Origin of the sequence: Streptomyces lacaronensis, assembly GCF_047337785.1 — a bacterium.
Taxonomy (GTDB): Bacteria; Actinomycetota; Actinomycetes; order Streptomycetales; family Streptomycetaceae; genus Streptomyces; species Streptomyces lycopersici.
On the sequence record NZ_JBLHDK010000003.1, the window covers coordinates 1,637,797 to 1,655,100 of the forward strand.

A 17,304-nucleotide genomic window follows, 5' to 3' on the forward strand; every position below is an offset into this window, starting at 1 on the left:
CTCATCGCAAGGAGGCAAATCCGGATGGAATCGCTGAGGACACTCCTCGTCGATCATTACGACTCGTACACGTACAACCTCTTTCATCTGCTGACCGAGGTCAACGGCGAGGAACCGGAGGTGCTTCTGCATGACGCGCCGGAGTGCGCGGACATCGATCTCTCCGCGTTCGACAACATCGTGCTCTCCCCCGGCCCCGGCCATCCGGCGGACCCCCGGGACTTCGGCGCCACCGCCCGGCTGATCGAGCGGTCGTCCATCCCCGTGCTGGGGGTGTGCCTGGGCCACCAGGGGATCGCGCTCGGCGCCCAGGCGCGGGTGGTGTCCGCGCCCGAGCCCAAGCACGGGCATCTGTCCCGGATCAAACACGGCGGGCGCGGGCTGTTCCGCGGCCTTCCGCAGGACTTCACGGCCGTGCGCTATCACTCGCTGTGCGTGGCCGAGCCGCTGCCGCTGGGCCTCCAGGGCATCGCCTGGTCCGAGGACGGTGTGCTGATGGGGCTGCGGCACCGGGCCCGGCCACTGTGGGGCGTCCAGTTCCACCCGGAGTCGGTGCTGACCGGATACGGCCACCGCATGCTCAGCAACTTCCACGATCTGACCGTTGAGCACGCCAACGGCGAGTCGGTGACCTCCACCGTCGCCCCCGCCTCCACCGTGGCCCCCGCCTCCGCCGAGGAGCCGCGCCACGCCCGTACCGCCTCCAAAGCCGCGAAAGCGGCCAGGACGGCCACCGCGCCGGACTCCCCGCCCATCCCCGCGGCGGACCCCCGAACCGAACTGGCCCGGCCCGCTCCCGAGAACGAGGCTCCGGCGGAGCCACCCCCGGAGGGCCCCGGCTACCGGCTGCACGCCCGGTGGCTGGCCGACGCCACCGACACCGAGGCGGCCTTCACCCGGCTGTACGCCGAGGCGCCGCACGCGTTCTGGCTCGACAGCTCGCGCGCCGAGTCCGGCGAGGCCCGGTTCTCCTTCCTCGGGGACGGCACGGGCCCGCTCGCCGAGTTCGTCCGCTACGACACCGACACCGGCGTGTGCGAGGTCGAGCGGGCGGGACGGCCCGCCGTCCGGGTCGAGGGCGGCGTCTTCGACTACCTCAAGCGGGAGCTGACCCGCCGCCGGATCAAGGCCCCCGAGCTGCCTTTCGACTTCACCGGCGGCTATGTGGGCTACTTCGGCTACGAACTCAAGGCCGACTGCGGCTCCCCCAACCGCCACCGGGCCACCACCCCGGACGCCTGCTGGCTCTTCGCCGACCGGTTCGTCGCCGTCGACCACCAGGAGGGCGTCACCTACATCTGCTGCCTCACCGAGGACACCCCCGACGGCCACCGGGAGGCGAAGGACTGGCTGGACACCACCGTGACCGTGCTCAGCGGGGTGCCGACGCTCACCGGACCCGCCCCGCAACCGCCCGCCCTCGCCACCACGGCCGCCGTGGAGCCCTGGCTGGTGCGGGACCGGGAGCGGTATCTGGCCTCGATCGAGGCGTGTCTGCGGGAGCTGCGGGCCGGGGTGAGCTATGAGATCTGCCTGACCAACTCCGCCTGGCTGCCCGCCCCCAGCGACTCCTACGCCTTCTACCGGGCCCTGCGGCGGTTCAACCCGGCACCGTACGCCGCCTATCTGCGGTTCGACGGCACCGATGTGGCCTGCGCCTCCCCCGAGCGCTTTCTGCGCATCACCCCCGACGGCACCGCCGAGGCCAAGCCCATCAAGGGCACCGCCCCGCGCGGCCAGCACCCGGAGAAGGACGCGCGGGCGCTGGCCGCCCTCGCCTCCAGCCCCAAGGCCCGCGCCGAGAACCTGATGATCGTGGATCTGCTCCGCAACGACCTGGGGCGGGTGTGCGCGTCGGGCAGTGTGTACGTGCCGCGGCTGATGAACACCGAGACCTACGCCACCGTGCACCAGCTGGTCTCCACCGTGCGCGGCCGGCTGCGCCCGGAGACCACCTCCGTCGACTGCGTCCGGGCCTGTTTCCCGGGCGGCTCCATGACCGGCGCGCCCAAGCTGCGCACCCTGGAGATCATCGACTCGCTGGAGACCGAGGCCCGCGGTGTGTACTCCGGCGCGCTCGGCTACCTCAGCTGCAACGGCGCGGCCGACCTCAACATCGTCATCCGCACGGCCGTGTTCACCGGCGGCCGGATGCACATCGGCGCGGGCGGCGCCATCGTTCTCGATTCCGATCCGGCCGAGGAGTACGAGGAGATGCTGCTGAAGACCGCCGCCACCATGCGCGCCTACCAGGCCGTGGAGCCCGTGTCCGGAGGAGAGCCCGCGTCCGCCGGGGAGATCGGCGATCTGCTGGTGGCCGCCGCCGCGGCACCGCCCGCCCCCGCGGCGAAGGAGCTCGGCCGGTGACCGCCGTATCGGTGTCCGCCCCGCCCATGCCCGTCGGGCCCACCGTCTCGGCCAATGTGGCCGCGCATCTCGCGGCGCTCGCGGACCGCCGCGGCTGGTCCGGCCGGGCCGCCTTTCTCGAGGGCCACCGGGTCTGGACCCACGGCGAGGTCCACGACCGCGCCGAGCGCGCGGCCACCGTGCTGGCGGGACGGGGGGTGGCGGCCGGTGACCGGGTGCTGCTGGCGTTACCGGACGGCGTCATGTGGGTGACCACGTTTCTGGCCGTCGCCCGGCTGGGCGCCGTGGCGGTGCTGGTCAACCCCGCGCTCACCGCCGACGACCACCGCTTCATGGCCGAGGACTCGCGTGCCGCGCTGGCCGTCTCCGGCCCCGGTCTCCAGGACCACTTCGACGGCGTCCCCTGGCTCGGCGCCGACCAGTTGTCGGCCCTGACCGGTCCGCCCGCCACGCTGGGCTCGGCGGTCCCGTCCCCGGCGGCGGAGCCGGTGACGGCCGCCACTGCGCTGTACGTCCAGTACACCTCCGGAACCACCGGCCGCCCCAAGGCGGTGGTCCACAGCCATGGCGATGTGGCCGCCTATCACGACCTGGTCGGGCAGGAGGTGCTGGACATCGGCCCGGCGGACGTGTCGTTCTCGGTGTCCAAGCTGTTCTACGCCTACGGCTTCGGGAACGCCTTCGCCTTCCCCCTCTTCTCGGGGTCGGCCGCGGTGCTCACCGCGGACCGCCCCGGACCTGCCCTCATCGACGACCTCGTGGCCCGGCACCGGGTGACCCTGCTGTACTCGGTGCCGTCCTCGTACGCCGCCCTGGTGGACGAGCGCGGCACCGGCCACTCGGCCTGCTTCACCTCCGTCCGCGCCGCGGTCAGCGCGGGCGAGGGGCTGCCGCCCGCCCTCGGTGAGCGGGTCGGTGAGCTGCTCGGCGCGCCGGTGCTGGAGCAGATCGGCTCCACCGAGGCGGGCCACGCCTTCTGCGCCAACACGGTGTGGGACAACGTCCCCGGCACCCTCGGCCGTCCGGTGCCCCGCTTCGAGCTGGAGCTACGGGACGGCGAGGGCGCGGTGGTGGCGGACGGCGCCGACGGCTCGGCCGAGGGCGAGCTGTGGGTGCGGGGCCCGACGGTGGTCACCGGCCGCCCGGAGGACGGCGGTTGGCTCGCCACCCGGGACCGGGCCCGGCGCGGGCGCGACGGGACCTATCGCCATCTGGGCCGGGTGGACGACCTGGAGATGGTCGGCGGGATCACCGTGTCGCCGTTGGAGGTCGAGGAGGTGCTGCGGCAGCACCCGTCGGTGCGGGAGGTGGCGGTGGCGGCCGTCCCCGACGAGCGGGGCGCGACCCGGCTGCGCGCCTATGTCGTACCGGCGGCCGACGCGGGTGGCCGGACGGACGATACGGACGGCCGGGACGGCTCTGGCAACCCGCGGCGCGGCAAGGGCCGCCCGGACGGCCCGGCGGTGGACGAGGAGAAGCTGACGGCCGATCTGATCGCGCTGGCCCGGCGGCGGCTCGCCGCCTACAAGGCGCCGCGCACCGTGCGCCTGGTGGCCTCGCTGCCGCGCACCCCGACGGGGAAGCTGCGGCGCCATGTCGTCCGTACGGGCCGCTGGTGACGGGTCAAACCGGCTTGCCGGCCGCGGCCGAGCGCGCGGCCCCCTGACCGACTTCGAACGATGAGGACCTCGATATGTTGCAGCGGCTTCTCCCCGAGCGCGGGTTCTATCTGGGGCTGATGTTCCAGGAGGCCGCGGCCCGGCACGGCCGGGTCAGGGTGACCCTGGACCGGCCACTGGACGTCGCCCCCGGCGCCGGTACCGACCTCGGCTACACCGAACTGGCCGATCTGGTCGACGACCTGGCCGCCCGGCTGTGGTCGGCGGGGGTGCGCCCGAGTGAGCATGTGGCGATCCTCAAGGGCGACAACGTCGACATCGTGCTGCTGACCTGTGCCGTCTCCAGGATCGGCGCGGTCCCGGCGCTGCTGTCGCCCTCGCTGGACGGACAGGCGGCCGCGGTGCTGCTGGACCGGCTGCACGCCCCCTGGCTGATCACCGACCGGGCGACACTGGAGTCCACGCTGAGCACGGTGGACACCACCCTGGCCCGGGGCGTGCTGACGGTGGACGAGGCGCCCGGGAACGCCATCGCGCTGGCCGCGCTCGCCGGGGTGGCGCGCCGCCCGGCCATCCGGCTCCACCCCCGGGAGCCCTCGCTGATCACCCACAGCTCGGGGACCACCGGGATACCGAAGCTGGCCGTGCACTGCCCGCACGCCATGTGGAACCGGCTGGTGCCCCAGCAGGCGCTGGGCCGGGCCACCCGCGGGGAGGCGGCCGCGCTGCACATGTCGTTCGTCCACTCCCGCTTCTACCATCTGCTGGGCGTGCTGCTGCACTTCGGCAGCCCGCTGCTGCTGCTCGTCGACCCCGACCCGGCCCACGCCGGTCCACTGCTGACGGCGCACCGCCCCGGCATCGTGGAGACGCATCCCAACACCTATGTGCTGTGGGAGGAGCTGGCCGACGCGCCGAACGGCCCGCTGTCCAACGTCCGGGCGTACGGCTCCACCTTCGACGCCATCCACCCCCGTACGGTGCGGCGGCTGCTCACCGCGTCCCGGCGCCGCGACCCCCGGCTCATGCAGCTGTACGGGCAGAGCGAGACCGGGCCCGTCGCCTTCGGCTGGTACACCCGGCGGGGCGCGGACCGGGTGGAGGCACGGCGGGTGGGCACCGGAATCCCCGGGTTCACCCGGATCCGGGTGGTGGACGAGCGGGGCCGCAAGTGCCCGCCGGGTGCGACGGGGGCCATCGAGGCCCGCACCCGCGGCCGGATCCTCACCTATCTCGGCGCACCGGAGAGTTACGCCCGGCAGGTGGACCGGGGCTGGTGGCGGATGGGCGACATGGGCTACCGCGACCGGTGGGGCGCGCTGTATCTGCTGGACCGCGAGGTGGACCAGATCTCCACCGTGGACAGCACACTGGAGGTGGAGGACGAGTTGCTGTCACGATTCGCCGACCTCCGGGAAGTGATCATCGTCCATGGTCCCGGGCGCGAACCGGTACCGGTGGTGTGCACCCGGGGGAACGAGCCGCTGGACCCCGACAGCTGGCGGCGGGCGACCGAGGATCTTCCGGCGCTGGCCGAGCCGGTGCAGTGCCGCTTCGAGGATCTGCCGCGCACCGCCACCTGGAAGATCAAGCGGCTGGAGATCGCCCGGCAGCTCGCCGCGGGTCAGCTGCCCACCCTGTCCACCACACCGGTCGGTGGCTGACATGGCGGCGGGCAAGGGCGGCGGGCCGGTTCTGGTGGTGGGCGCCGGGCCGGTCGGGATGACGGCGGCGCTCACCCTGCGCGCCGCCGGGCTGCCGGTCCTGGTGCTGGAGGCCGGGGCGCGGGACCGGGTGCGCCCCGGGAGCCGCGCGCTGTTCGTCCACCGGAGGTCACTGCGGCTGCTGGAGCGGGCCCGCCCGGGACTGGGCGCGCGGATCGCGGCGTACGGAACCACCTGGCGCACCCGGCGCACCCTCTACCGCGGCCGCGAGGTGTTCGCACAGACCTTTCCGCGGTCCTCCGGGGACGGTGCCGCCGCGGCCCTGCCCGCGTTCACCAGCCTGCGTCAGGTGGACACCGAGCGGTTCCTCCACGAGGCGTGTGCGGAGGCGGGCGTGGAGTTCCGCTTCGACGCCGAGGTGGACGGGGTACGCGCGGACGGCGACGGGGTGACGGTGACCGACAGGGCCGGCGGGAGCTGGACGGCCGGCCATGTCATCGCCGCCGACGGGGCCCGATCCGGGGTGCGCAAGGCGCTGGGCATCCCGCTGGAGGGCACCCGGTCCGACGGCTATCACGTGGTCGTGGACGTGGCGGATCCGCCCGGCGGGGAGCTGCCGGTCGAGCGGGTCTTCCACTACGAGCACCCCGGTACCGGCGGCCGCACCGTGCTGCGGGTGCCGTTCACCGGGGGCTTCCAGATCGATCTGCAGTGCCGCGCGGACGATCCGCCGGAGTCCTTCGGCACCGAGAAGGCGCTGCGCCGCTGGCTGCCCCGGCTGGTGGGCGAGGACTGCGCCCACCGGGTGCTGTGGGTGTCGCGATACCACTTCCTGCGCAAGGTCGCCGCGTCGTTCGCGGATCCGTCCGGCCGGGTGCTGCTCGCGGGCGAGGCGGCGCATCTCTTCCCGCCCTTCGGGGCCCGCGGGATGAACAGCGGGATCGCGGACGCGGTCGCGGCGGCGGAGGCGGTCGCGGCGGCATGCTCCGAGCCATCGCGGGGACCCGCGACGGTGGCCGGGTACGCCTCCGCCCGCCGGAGCGCGGCCCTCTACAACAGCGAGGCCGCCGGGGCGGCCCTGGACCATCTGCGGCCCCGGCCGTGGAAGCGGGCGACCCAGCGCGCGGCGGCCGCCCTGTCCCCGGTGGTCCCCCGCTGCGGGGAGTGGCTGGAACGCGCGCCCTACGGCCCCCGGGGCGGCCCGGCGCGCGGCTATTGACCGGCAATCCGGCGAGCGCGGCCAGGAACCCGGCCGGACAACGGAACAACGGAACGCGGACGTGGGTCATCGGGGCAGCGCGGCATCGGACATCGAGCACATCGAGCACATCGGGAACGTCGAGCGCATCGGGACGGAGACGTGGAAGCGGACATGGTCGCCACACAGAACATCGGTCACGCCGACGCGTCGGACCAGAAGCAGTGGACGCTGATGTGGCGCGAGGACGGCGGGCTGATGCCCTCCCGGGCGGTGCCGGACAGCGCGCTGCTGGCCGCCGACTCCTGGCTGATCGACGACGGGCGGGTACGCGGGCTCGACCACCACCGCCGCCGGTTCGTCGCCGCGTGTGTCGAGGCGAGCGGCGACTCCCCCGCCCGGATCGAGAGCTTCTGGCGCGACGCGATCGCCGCTCTGCCCCGCACCGAGCGCTGGTTCCCCCGGGTCGAGCTGGCCGGTCCCGAACCGGCCCGGCTGTTCCTGCGGGTCCGGCCCGCGCCGCCGCGAACGGTCAATGTGACCGTATGCCTGACCGAGGAGTTCGACCCGCGGTCGCATCCCCGCCGCACCGGCCCCGACCTCTCCCTCCTCGCGCATCTTCGGGACCGGGCGGCGGCCCGCGGCGCGCAGGAGCTGCTGCTCACCACCCCCTCCGGTCTGGTGCTCGAGGGCACGGGGGCGAGCGTCCTGTGGTGGGAGGACGACGTGCTGTGCCTGCCGCCCCCGGAGCTTCCGCTGCTGGCGGGCGTGACCGCGACCCTGATCCAGGACCGGGCGGCCGAGCTGGGCGTCCGCACCGAGCACCGCCGCCGCACCGTGCAGGAGCTGGACGGCCGTGAGGTGTGGCTGGTCAACGCGGTGCACGGGATCCGCCCGGTGACCGCGTGGCTGGGACGCCCGCTACGGGCGGGCCCGGCGCTGCGCGCCGCCTCCTGGCAGACCTGGCTCGACGGCGTTCCCGATCCCCTGACCGCCCCGGTCCCCTGACTGCCCCGAGCCCTGATGGCCCCGACCCCCTTGACCGCGACTGACCGCGACTGACCGCGACGAACGGAGTTCACCGATGACGACGACCACCCCGGCCCGCACCACCGCCCGGCTGGATCTGAAGGGCCTCGCCCCCGAGGTCTCCGCCGCGATGGGCGAGCTGCACCGGGCGGCGGTGCGGGCCGCCCGGGCGGCGGGGGTCGAGCCCGAGCTGCTGGAACTGGTCAGGATCCGCGCCTCGCAGCTCAACGGCTGCGCGTTCTGCCTGGACATGCACACCAAGGACGCCCGCGCCCAGGGCGAGACCGAGCAGCGGATCCACACCCTCGCCGCCTGGCGGGAGACCCCGTTCTTTACCGAGCGGGAGCGGGCCGCGCTCGCGCTGACCGAGGCGGTGACCTCGATCCAGGACGGCCATGTGCCGGACGAGGTCTACGCGTCCGTCCGCGAGGTCTTCGACGAACCGCAGGTGGCGGCCGTGATCTGGGCCGCCGTCGTGATCAACGCCTACAACCGCACGGCGATCAGCGCGCGGATGGTGCCCGGCGCCTATCAGCCCGCCCCGCGCACCTGACCCCGACGCCCGCGCGACCGCGCGCCGGCGTCAGCACCCGCTGGAGGCCAGACCATGAACACCCACGGACCGCGACGCGTATTCGGGCCGCGTCCGCCTCTGCTCAAGCGCCCGGCCAGGGGGCCCAACCCGCTGCGCCGCCGGACGGACCGGATCCAGACCTGGTGCACCGTGCTGTTCGCGCTGATCCTCGTGGTCGGGCTGCCGGCCGCCGCGATCAGCGCGGGGTACGCGGCACACGCCTCCCAGATGCGCGTCGTGGCCGCCGAGACCTCGGCCCGGCACCAGATCACCGCACGGCTCGCCGATGCCACCCCCGGCCCGGCCCACAGCGATGTGCGGGAGCCGCGGCAGGCGAGGGTGCGCTGGGTCGCGGATGACGGTGAGCGCCATACCGGCACCGCCACGGTGGCGGGCGACGGCGACGCGGGGGACCGGGTACGGGTCTGGGTGAACCGCGAGGGCGCCCTGGCGCAGCCGCCCTCCTCCCCGTCGACCGCGCGGACCATGGGCTGGTTCACCGGCTGTATCACCGCGGCGACGGTGGCCGTGCTCGCGTTCACGGGCCGGGCCCGGGTCCGGCGGGCCCTGGACCGCAGGCGTTACGCGCGCTGGGAGGCAGAGTGGAAGGTGGTGGAGCCCGCGTGGTCCGGCAGGAACCGCCGCTGAGCGGGGCTCCGGCCGCCGCCGCGGGGGCCGGCCGCTTCTGGCGCCAGAAGCGGCCACCAGAAGGTGCGGCCAGAAGGTGCCGCCAGAAGGTGAGGAGCAGACCATGTCGCACACAGTGGAGTGGAAGGTCCATCTCTATCTCTCCGAGGACCAGGGGCGGACCAGGGCGCGGGTGGAGCTGGACACCGGGTCAACGGCGCTCACCGGCCGAGGACTGGCCCGGTGCAACCCGGACGACGAGGACGTGCCCGTGATCGGCGATGAGCTCGCGGCCGGGCGGGCGCTCAGCGACCTGGCCCAGCAGCTGGTGCGGGCCGCCGAGCACGACCTGGAGGGCGTGGACGCGCCCCCGGCCTCGCGCAGACCACGGCCCGGCTACGGCTGGATCGCCTGAGGGACCACCCCCGATAGTCGGCGCGACCGCCGTACGGGTCGCGTCACGGTCCCGGACGGCCTCCGGCACCCGCCGTACCGGATGAAGAAGGTGGAAACCAGACCAGCCCCAGCACTGGCCATTATTTATGAATACATCTTGACAGCCCGTTGGCACCCCCGGACGATGAACCGATCTCTCATCTCTGTCATCGCCGAGCCGCCGACCGCGGGGAGCCCCCTGTGACGCTGTCGCCGCATCTGCCGGACAAACTGACCATCTCACTCTGGGACTTCAGCTGGTACACCCGCACCGGCCCGGATGAGCCCTTCGCCGATCTCGACCGCGCCTTCGGGGACGCCGTGGCCCGCGGCTACAACACGGTGCGCGTCTGCGCCATGCCGTTCCTGCTCTTCGGCTCCCGGCTCGATACGACCAAGCTGCGGCCGTCGTCGCTGGGCGGCGCGTACGGGCAGCGGATGCGCTGGTACGACGTGGGCGGCGGGGGCGAGATCGACGGACGGGCGTGGCTGCGCGAGCTGTTCGAGGCGGCTCTGCGCCATGACTGCTTCGTCATCCTCTCCAGCTGGGAGTACCAGCAGAGCCCGTCGTTCGGCGAGGACCGCGCCTGGTTCGACGCGCTGATGGCCGTCGATCCCGAGCGGCGCGCCGAGGCGCTCGCGGACGCGCTGGCCGATCTGATCGACTTCCTGGTGATCCACGGTCTGGACGACCGGATCGCCTTCACCGAGCTGCACAACGAGGTCCAGGGCAGCCGGCTCACCGAAGGGCTGGACGGTGCGGACAAGGTCGTCGCCCTGCGGCCTCGGCTGGAGCGGGGCATCGCCCGGTTCAAGGAGCGCCACCCCAACCGGCCGGTCACGGTCAACTACGCCAAGGTGCCGGTCGGTTCGCTGCGCGGGATCCCCCGCGGGGTGGATGTGGCGGTCTTCCACCCCTATGTCTACGGGGTGCTGGACGAGCTGCTGACCACCTTCGCCGTCCGCGATCGCGCCCGCCCCTTCCCTCAGGAGGCGGTCCGCCGGGAGCTGCTGCGCCCCGGCGCCCCCGATCTGGCCGACTGGGCCCCGCCGCCCGGCGATCGCTGGCGGCTGGAGGCCACCACGGTCGGCCCCCGGGAGATCTACGTCCACGACTGGTGCGACCCCGACCGCTGGGACGCCTGGCTGTACGACCGCTACGCCGTGCACCGGCTGGCGATGGACCAGCGGCTGGTCACCTGGATCGAGGCGGCCGCGGACTGGGCGGCCGCGAGCGGGGTCCCACTGGTCTTCGGCGAGGGCTGGATCGGCTACACCCCGCTGCACGGGACCTTCGAGGAGGGCCCGGTGGGGGCCGCGTTCTGCCGCCGCGCCGTCGAGGAGTCGGCACGGGTGGGCGCGTGGGGCGCGGTGGTGTGCTCCAACGCGGCGCCCCAGCACCCGATGTGGCAGGACATCGCGCTGCAGCGGGAGTGCAACGCGGTGCTGCGCGGCTGAGGGCGGTCCCGTACCGCACCGCGTTGACCGGCGCCCCGGGGCCGTAAGGGATCTGCCCGGACCTCGAGCGCCGCTGGAGCCGCGCTCGCACCGGTAACCACGCTCCCTGACGGGTACGGACATCACATCCCCTTGGCGGTGACGGCTGAAAGGGTCCGGATGTGACGACGTCCCCAGCGGATCCCAGCGAGCGTGTCGCCGGGCGGGCCCCGCGCCGTGCGCTGGTGGCCGGTTCGGTCGGCAACTTCATCGAGTGGTACGAGTTCGGTGTCTACGGCTTCTTCGCGACGATCATCGCCGCGAACTTCTTCACCCCGCACGGCGGCAACGAGCTCGAGGGCCTGGTCAAGACCTACGCCTCCTTCGGGATCGCGTTCTTCTTCCGCCCCATCGGCGCCGCCGTCTTCGGCCGGGTCGGCGACCGGATCGGCCGCCGGCCCACGCTGATCACGGTGCTGCTGCTGATGACCGGCGCCACGACGCTCATCGGGGCGCTGCCCACGTACGACACGCTGGGCGCGGCCGCGCCCTGGCTGCTCACCCTGTTGCGGATCCTCCAAGGTCTCTCCGCGGGCGGGGAGTTCGGCGGTGCGGTGTCGATCATGACGGAGTTCGCTCCGCCGGGCCGCCGCGGGCTGTACGGGGCGTGGCAGTCGTTCACCGTGGCGCTGGGGCTGCTGGCCGGGGCCGGGGTGGCGGCGGTGCTGGCCACCGTGATGAGCGCGGAGTCGCTGGGCGACTGGGGGTGGCGGCTGCCGTTCCTGCTGACCCTGCCGATCGGGCTGGTGGCCCTGTGGCTGCGGCTGAGGCTGGAGGAGACCCCCTTCTTCCGCGCGGCGGCGGACGGGGCCACCGGCACGGCGTCAGCCGCCGGGCCGGAGCGGGTGGCGGACCCCCGTGAGGTGGCCGGGGCGATCGTCATGGGGGCCGCCCGCATCATGGGCTGGGCGGCGGCCGGTTACACCTTTCTGGTCGTCATGCCCTCGTATCTCCAGGCCACTTTGAACGCCACCTTCCAGCAGGCGCTGGTCGCCACGGTGGTGGCCAACGCGGGCTTCGCGCTCTCCATCCTCCCGGCGGGGCTGCTCAGCGACCGGATCGGGCGGCGGCCGGTGATGCTGACCGGGGCCGCGCTGGTGGCGGTGCTGGCCTTCCCGCTGCTCAATGTCCTCCAGGATCCGGGCAGTCCGGCATGGGTCCAGGGGGCGGCGGTCTTCGTGGCGGGCGCGGTGGTGGGCCTGATGGCGGGGCCCGGTCCGGCCATGCTCGCCGAGATGTTCCCGACCCGGGTCCGCTACACGGGTCTGGGGCTGGCGTACGCGCTGTCCAACGCGGTGTTCTCCGGATGCGCCGGGCTCATCATCACCGAGGTGATCAAGCACACCGGCGAGGTCGACATCCCGGCCTACTACGTGACGGCGACCTGCGCCATCAGCGTGGTCGCCCTGTTCACCCTGCGCGGGGAGAACCACCGCGGCGCGCTGCCCGACGCGGCGCGGCCCACGACGGGGGCCGAGCGGGAGGAGGAGACACCATGCGGGTGATCGGACTGATGTCGGGCACGTCCCATGACGCGGTGGACGCCGCGGCGGCCGATCTGGTGCTCGACGGCGACACCGTGGTGCTGGCCCCGCTGGGGCTGGTCAGCGAGGCGTATCCGGAGGCGCTGCGGTCGGCGCTGCGCGCCGCGCTGCCCCCGGCGGCCACCACCATGCGGGACGTGTGCGCGCTCGACACCCGCATCGGCCAGGCGTTCGCCGCGCTCGCGGTCCGCGCCGACCGGGAGCTGTGCGAGGGGCGTACGGACCTCATCGGCTCCCATGGCCAGACGGTGTACCACTGGGCCGAGGGCGGGCGGGTGCACGGGACGCTCCAGCTCGGCCGGCCCGCCTGGATCGCCGAGGCCACCGGCCGCCCGGTGGTCTCCGATCTGCGCACCCGCGATGTGGCCGCGGGCGGCCAGGGCGCTCCCCTGGTCAGCCTGGTGGACGCCCTGTGGCTGCGCGGGCGGCCCGGTGTGTGCGCCGCCCTGAACCTGGGCGGGATCGCCAACATCACGGTGGTCTCCGGCGCCGGGGAGCCGCTGGCCTTCGACACCGGCCCGGCGAACGCGCTCATCGACGCGGCGGTCGGCGATCTGACGGGCGGGCGGCTCGACCATGACGCGGACGGCGCCATGGCGGCGCGCGGCACCGTCCACGAGCCGCTGCTGGAGCGGCTGCTGGCCGAGCCGTACTACGCGCTGCCCGCGCCCAAGACGACGGGCAAGGAGCTGTTCCACGCGTCCTATCTGCGCGCCGCCCTGGCCGCCACGGGCCCGGTGCCGGACGATGACGTGGTCGCCACCGTCACCGAGCTGACGGCCCGCACCGTGGCCGACGCCGTACGGACGGTGCATGCCACCGAGGTGATCGCCTCGGGCGGCGGCACCCGTAACCCCACCCTGATGGGGGCGTTGCGCCGGGAGCTGGGCCCCATCGCGCTGCGGACCTCCGACGATCTCGGCCTTCCGGCGGCGGCGAAGGAGGCGTACGCCTTCGCCGTCCTCGCCTTCCTGACCGCCCATGGGCTGGCCGGTACGGTGCCGAGCTGCACCGGTGCCCGCCATGCCAGCGTGCTGGGGTCGATCACCCCGGGGCGCCGCGGCCTCGGTCTGCCCGCGCCGGGGCGGCCCGCGCCCACCCGGCTGGAGATCTTCCCCCGCTGAGCGGGGGCGGCGCCTCGCGGCCGGAGAAACCTCAGGGGGAAAGGGATGTCGGCGCCGCCCGCACTCGGAGTACGTTGGGGAACGGCCCGCTATCGAAGGGGTGAATGTGGGTAAAGGACCCCTAGTTGCCGACGGGGGCCTGAACGGGGGGACGGGGGCACGTGGCGGAATCCGGAATGGGTGTGGGCTTAAGAGGCCGCAACGGGATCATCAGTCTGGTCGGGGAGTGTCTCAGGCTGGAGCCCACGGACGAGCGGCCGGTGATCATGCTGTTGGGGCCGCGCGGCAGTGGGGCCAGCGACGCCCATGGCGCGCTGATGGAGAAGTTCGGCCCCGAGACGCCGTTCGCGTATGTCAATGTCGGCGGTGAGCAGTCCCTGCTGCCGCGGTATGCCCTGGCGCTGCTCGCCCGCCAGCTGGAGCGCAAGCTGCCGCGCTACCGCCGCTCGCACTTCCCGCGGCTGACGCTCGGTCTGCTCGCCTCCGACCACCAGCTGCGGATGACGAGCCTGGCGGAGGGGCGGCGCAACATCCGGCGGGAGCTGGACACGTTCCAGGAGCAGGCGGAGGCGCGCTACGGCGACTATCTCGCCGCCTTCTTCGAGGTGGCCGGAGGCGCCGTGGGCGCTCCCGACGGCGCCTCCACGGCGGCGCTCGCGCTGCTGCGGGACGCGCTGCGGCGCGGCCGGAGGCGGCTGCCGGGCCGCAAGTTCACCAGCAGCGCGGCCTGGTACGGCGGCCATCCGCTGCTGCGGAGCCGGGATCCGTGGGAGGCGCTGGTCGAGCTCAACCTGTGGCGCCACGACGGGGACGAGGACGACCAGGAGCGGCTGGACCGGGTGCTGTTCTCGGCCCTGCTGGAGGACATGCGCGGCAATGTGCGCCACTCGTTCATGCCCCGCTCGTATCTGCTGCTGCTCGACAACTCGCATACCGAGTACGGCCGTCGCTTTCTCGATCTGCTGATCCGGGCCCGTCATGACGACGCCGTGGTGGCGGGCGCCGACTGCGATCCGCTCACCGTCGTGGCGAGCTCCAACCGGTGGCTGCCCCGCTGGGGCCCGGCCACCGGCGACCAGTGGCCGTGGCGGCTGCGCGGCCCGGACCGGGCCTCCCTGGCCGACTGGAGCGAGCACCGGCCGGGCCGGGACAGCGATGACACCTGGTGGTATCCGCTGCGGCTGCGCGACCTCAATCTGGACGAGGTGCGGATCCGGATCGAGCTGGAGCTGCGCCACCACCCCGACCTCGCGCCGTTCACCCGGCTCGCGCCCTTCGTCCACCGGCTGACCGCGGGGCTCCCCCGGGCGGTCAGCCTGGTCCTGGAGTTGCTCCGGCACTCGTCCGTGCCGGTCGAGGACGGCGCCGAGCAGGACCGCTGGCTGCGTACCCTGCCGGACCGCACACCCCGGGAGGGCGAGGACACCCGGACGCTGGCGGAGGCCGCCCTGGACCATCTGCTGCGCGATTTCGACCCCGCGCGGCGGGTGGCGCTGGAGGAGTGCGCGGCGGCGCGCGATCTGTCCATCGGCACCCGGCTGCTGAGCTCGGGCGACTCGCTGTTCGGCGAGGTCCGCAGCCGCTGGCTGCTGCACAGTCCGGGCGCGGTGACCCCGGTCCTGCACCCCTGGCTGCGGCGGCTGTTGCTGTGGCGGCTGGCCGGGCGTCCGGACGACTGGGACGCGGTGCACGAGCTGCTGGCCGAGCACTTCAGGTCCGAGGGCCGTCCGGTCCAGGAGATGTACCACCGGCTGGCGGCGGAGCGGATCGACGAGGTGACCGGGTATCTGGTGGAGCGCTTCCCGGCGGTGCCCGCGGCGCAGTGGATCAGCGAGTTCAACACCATCACGGCCGCCCCCAACCGGCTGGGCCAGGCCGGCGGACCGCTGGAGCTGCTGGCCGACCTCGCCCCGGACGAGCCCCCGGAGGCGGTCACCACGGCCTCGGTGATCCGGGAGCTGATCACGGTGCGCTGGGTGTGGAGCGATCCGCTCGCCGACCCCGGGATGCGGCTGAACGACATGATCGCCGACGGCTTCAACCAGCTCTCACGACTGCGGAGGAACGACATCGTGGCCCTGTTCAACGAGGCGGAGCGGTACCGCCACTGGCGCCATCCGCTGACGTCCATGAGCGAGGGGTGAGACCAGTGCCGAGACTGGAATGGCCGCTGCACATCGTGCGCCGGGTGGTGATCGGCGTGATCGTTCTGGCCGTGCTCGCGGTGGCGATCCCGCTCACCGTGAACTGGATCGAGGAGAGGCGGGCCCGGTGCGGTGACGGCGTCGTCAAGATGGGCGACGACCACGAGTGCGTGGGCGTCACCGACGGCTCATACACCTTCGCCGACCATCTGGAGCGCGTGGAGGAGAAGATCAAGGCCGAGAACGACCAGGTGGAGAAGAACGCCGGCAAGGAGGAGTACGTCAGCGTCGCCTATATGACCTCCTTCACGCTGACCCACGACGACAGCAACTCCGAGGAGTCGGTCCGGCACGAGTTGGAGGGGGCGTATCTGGCACAGATCCGGCACAACCGCGGAGACCTCTCCTCCTCCCCCAAGATCAAGCTGCTGATCGCCAATATGGGCAGCAACGCGGCCCACTGGGAACACACCGTCGACGAGCTGATCGACCGGAAGACCTCCGGCGACAAGCTGGTCGCGGTCACCGGGCTCGGCCCCAGCGACACTCAGAATCTGGACGCGCTGAGGAAGCTGTCCAAGAAGGGTCTGGCCCTGGTCGCCAGCACCATGACGGCCACCAACTTCCAGGGCATCAAGGGATTCGTCCGGGTCTCCCCGACCAATGTGGACGAGGCGTACGCCGCAGCCGCCTATCTGAGGAAGGAAAAGGTCAGGACGGCGGTGGTGGTCCAGGACGACGCGGCGGACAACGACTACGCCAAGACGCTGGGTGACGCCTTCACCAAGGTCTTCCAGGACATGAAGGGCCACCGGCTGGTCGCGGACCGGATGCCCTATGACTCCTCGGTGCCCGGCACCTGGAAGAACGAGCTGGCCCTCATGCCGGGGCAGCTGTGCGACCAGAAGCCGCAGGCGGTCTTCTTCGCGGGCCGCGGCAAGCACCTCACCCGGTTCCTGGACGCGATCGCCAACCGGCCCTGCCAGGAGCGGCAGTTCATGGTGATCACCGGTGATGACACCTCCAACCTCACCGCCGAGGACCTCGCCCACGCGGCCGAGAACAAGGTGCGGGTGCTCTACACGGGCCTGGCGCACCCCGATATGTGGAAAGAGGACTCCCACTCCGTCTCCGGTCCCTCGTCCCGCCACTTCCAGCCGGGCGGGTCGCTGGATAAGTGGTTCCCCGACGATCAGCGCCAGGACGGCCAGGCCATCATGGCGCATGACGCGGTGCTCACCGCCGCCCAGGGCATCCAGATGGCGGCGCTGGGCAAGGTGACCGGGGAATCGGTGGCGCGGATGTTCCACCATATGAACGCCCGTCAGCAGGTGCCGGGCGCGAGCGGGTTCATCTCGTTCGAGAACGACGGCAATCCGCGCAACAAGGCCATTCCCATCCTGCGCCTGACCGCCAAGGGGCAGGCGGAACTCGTGGAGGTCTCGGCGCCGCGGGGCGAGCCGGCCAGGAAGCAGTGACCGT

General features: G+C 73.0%; 13 protein-coding genes. All 13 read left to right on the top strand.

Annotation, left to right across the window (positions count from 1 at the left end; all coding sequences use genetic code 11):
* Positions 1-24 precede the first annotated feature (24 nt).
* The gene (pabB, locus tag ACMTAK_RS07300; RefSeq protein WP_413805417.1) at positions 25-2,367 is read left to right on the top strand and encodes an aminodeoxychorismate synthase component I; all 2,343 of its coding nucleotides are present in this window, start codon (positions 25-27) and stop codon (positions 2,365-2,367) included.
* A 26-nt stretch (positions 2,368-2,393) separates the two neighbouring features.
* Complete coding sequence (locus ACMTAK_RS07305; RefSeq protein ID WP_413812817.1) at positions 2,394-3,986, top strand: AMP-binding protein; 1,593 nt, start codon at positions 2,394-2,396, stop codon at positions 3,984-3,986.
* Positions 3,987-4,060: 74 nt separating this feature from the next.
* Positions 4,061-5,650, top strand: coding sequence for a class I adenylate-forming enzyme family protein (locus tag ACMTAK_RS07310; protein WP_413805418.1), 1,590 nt, complete (start codon positions 4,061-4,063; stop codon positions 5,648-5,650).
* A gap of 1 nt (position 5,651) precedes the next feature.
* Positions 5,652-6,869, top strand: coding sequence for an FAD-dependent monooxygenase (locus ACMTAK_RS07315; RefSeq protein ID WP_413812818.1), 1,218 nt, complete (start codon positions 5,652-5,654; stop codon positions 6,867-6,869).
* A 153-nt stretch (positions 6,870-7,022) separates the two neighbouring features.
* Positions 7,023-7,856 carry an aminotransferase class IV gene (locus ACMTAK_RS07320; protein ID WP_413805419.1) on the top strand — a complete coding sequence of 278 codons (834 nt, stop codon included), beginning with the start codon at positions 7,023-7,025 and terminating at the stop codon, positions 7,854-7,856.
* Positions 7,857-7,932: 76 nt separating this feature from the next.
* A complete protein-coding gene (locus tag ACMTAK_RS07325; RefSeq protein ID WP_413104678.1) occupies positions 7,933-8,430 on the top strand; it encodes a carboxymuconolactone decarboxylase family protein in 498 nt (165 codons plus the stop codon).
* Positions 8,431-8,484: 54 nt separating this feature from the next.
* The gene (locus ACMTAK_RS07330) at positions 8,485-9,099 is read left to right on the top strand and encodes an Rv1733c family protein (protein ID WP_413805420.1); all 615 of its coding nucleotides are present in this window, start codon (positions 8,485-8,487) and stop codon (positions 9,097-9,099) included.
* A gap of 103 nt (positions 9,100-9,202) precedes the next feature.
* Positions 9,203-9,493, top strand: coding sequence for a DUF1876 domain-containing protein (locus ACMTAK_RS07335; protein ID WP_413805421.1), 291 nt, complete (start codon positions 9,203-9,205; stop codon positions 9,491-9,493).
* Between the two features lie 221 nt (positions 9,494-9,714).
* Positions 9,715-10,971, top strand: coding sequence for a cellulase-like family protein (locus ACMTAK_RS07340; RefSeq protein WP_413805422.1), 1,257 nt, complete (start codon positions 9,715-9,717; stop codon positions 10,969-10,971).
* A 161-nt stretch (positions 10,972-11,132) separates the two neighbouring features.
* Positions 11,133-12,515, top strand: a complete 1,383-nt coding sequence (locus ACMTAK_RS07345) for an MFS transporter (RefSeq protein ID WP_413805423.1) — start codon at positions 11,133-11,135, stop codon at positions 12,513-12,515.
* Entirely contained in the window at positions 12,506-13,678 is a 1,173-nt protein-coding gene (locus ACMTAK_RS07350; RefSeq protein WP_413805424.1) for an anhydro-N-acetylmuramic acid kinase, read from the top strand. Before ACMTAK_RS07345 ends, ACMTAK_RS07350 begins: the two co-directional genes overlap by 10 nt.
* Positions 13,679-13,839: 161 nt before the next feature.
* Positions 13,840-15,822, top strand: a complete 1,983-nt coding sequence (locus tag ACMTAK_RS07355) for a hypothetical protein (protein ID WP_413805425.1) — start codon at positions 13,840-13,842, stop codon at positions 15,820-15,822.
* Positions 15,823-15,827: 5 nt separating this feature from the next.
* Positions 15,828-17,300, top strand: coding sequence for a type 1 periplasmic-binding domain-containing protein (locus ACMTAK_RS07360; protein ID WP_413805426.1), 1,473 nt, complete (start codon positions 15,828-15,830; stop codon positions 17,298-17,300).
* The last annotated feature ends 4 nt before the right edge of the window (positions 17,301-17,304 follow it).

Excerpts from the sequence above, each read along its gene's own strand:
- ACMTAK_RS07315 (WP_413812818.1), top strand. The coding sequence starts at position 5,652 with ATGGCGGCGGGCAAGGGCGGCGGGCCGGTTCTGGTGGTGGGCGCCGGG.
- pabB (WP_413805417.1), top strand. The coding sequence starts at position 25 with ATGGAATCGCTGAGGACACTCCTCGTCGATCATTACGACTCGTACACG.
- ACMTAK_RS07310 (WP_413805418.1), top strand. The coding sequence starts at position 4,061 with ATGTTGCAGCGGCTTCTCCCCGAGCGCGGGTTCTATCTGGGGCTGATG.
- ACMTAK_RS07335 (WP_413805421.1), top strand. The coding sequence starts at position 9,203 with ATGTCGCACACAGTGGAGTGGAAGGTCCATCTCTATCTCTCCGAGGAC.
- ACMTAK_RS07320 (WP_413805419.1), top strand. The coding sequence starts at position 7,023 with ATGGTCGCCACACAGAACATCGGTCACGCCGACGCGTCGGACCAGAAG.
- ACMTAK_RS07350 (WP_413805424.1), top strand. The coding sequence starts at position 12,506 with ATGCGGGTGATCGGACTGATGTCGGGCACGTCCCATGACGCGGTGGAC.
- ACMTAK_RS07305 (WP_413812817.1), top strand. The coding sequence starts at position 2,394 with ATGCCCGTCGGGCCCACCGTCTCGGCCAATGTGGCCGCGCATCTCGCG.
- ACMTAK_RS07325 (WP_413104678.1), top strand. The coding sequence starts at position 7,933 with ATGACGACGACCACCCCGGCCCGCACCACCGCCCGGCTGGATCTGAAG.
- ACMTAK_RS07330 (WP_413805420.1), top strand. The coding sequence starts at position 8,485 with ATGAACACCCACGGACCGCGACGCGTATTCGGGCCGCGTCCGCCTCTG.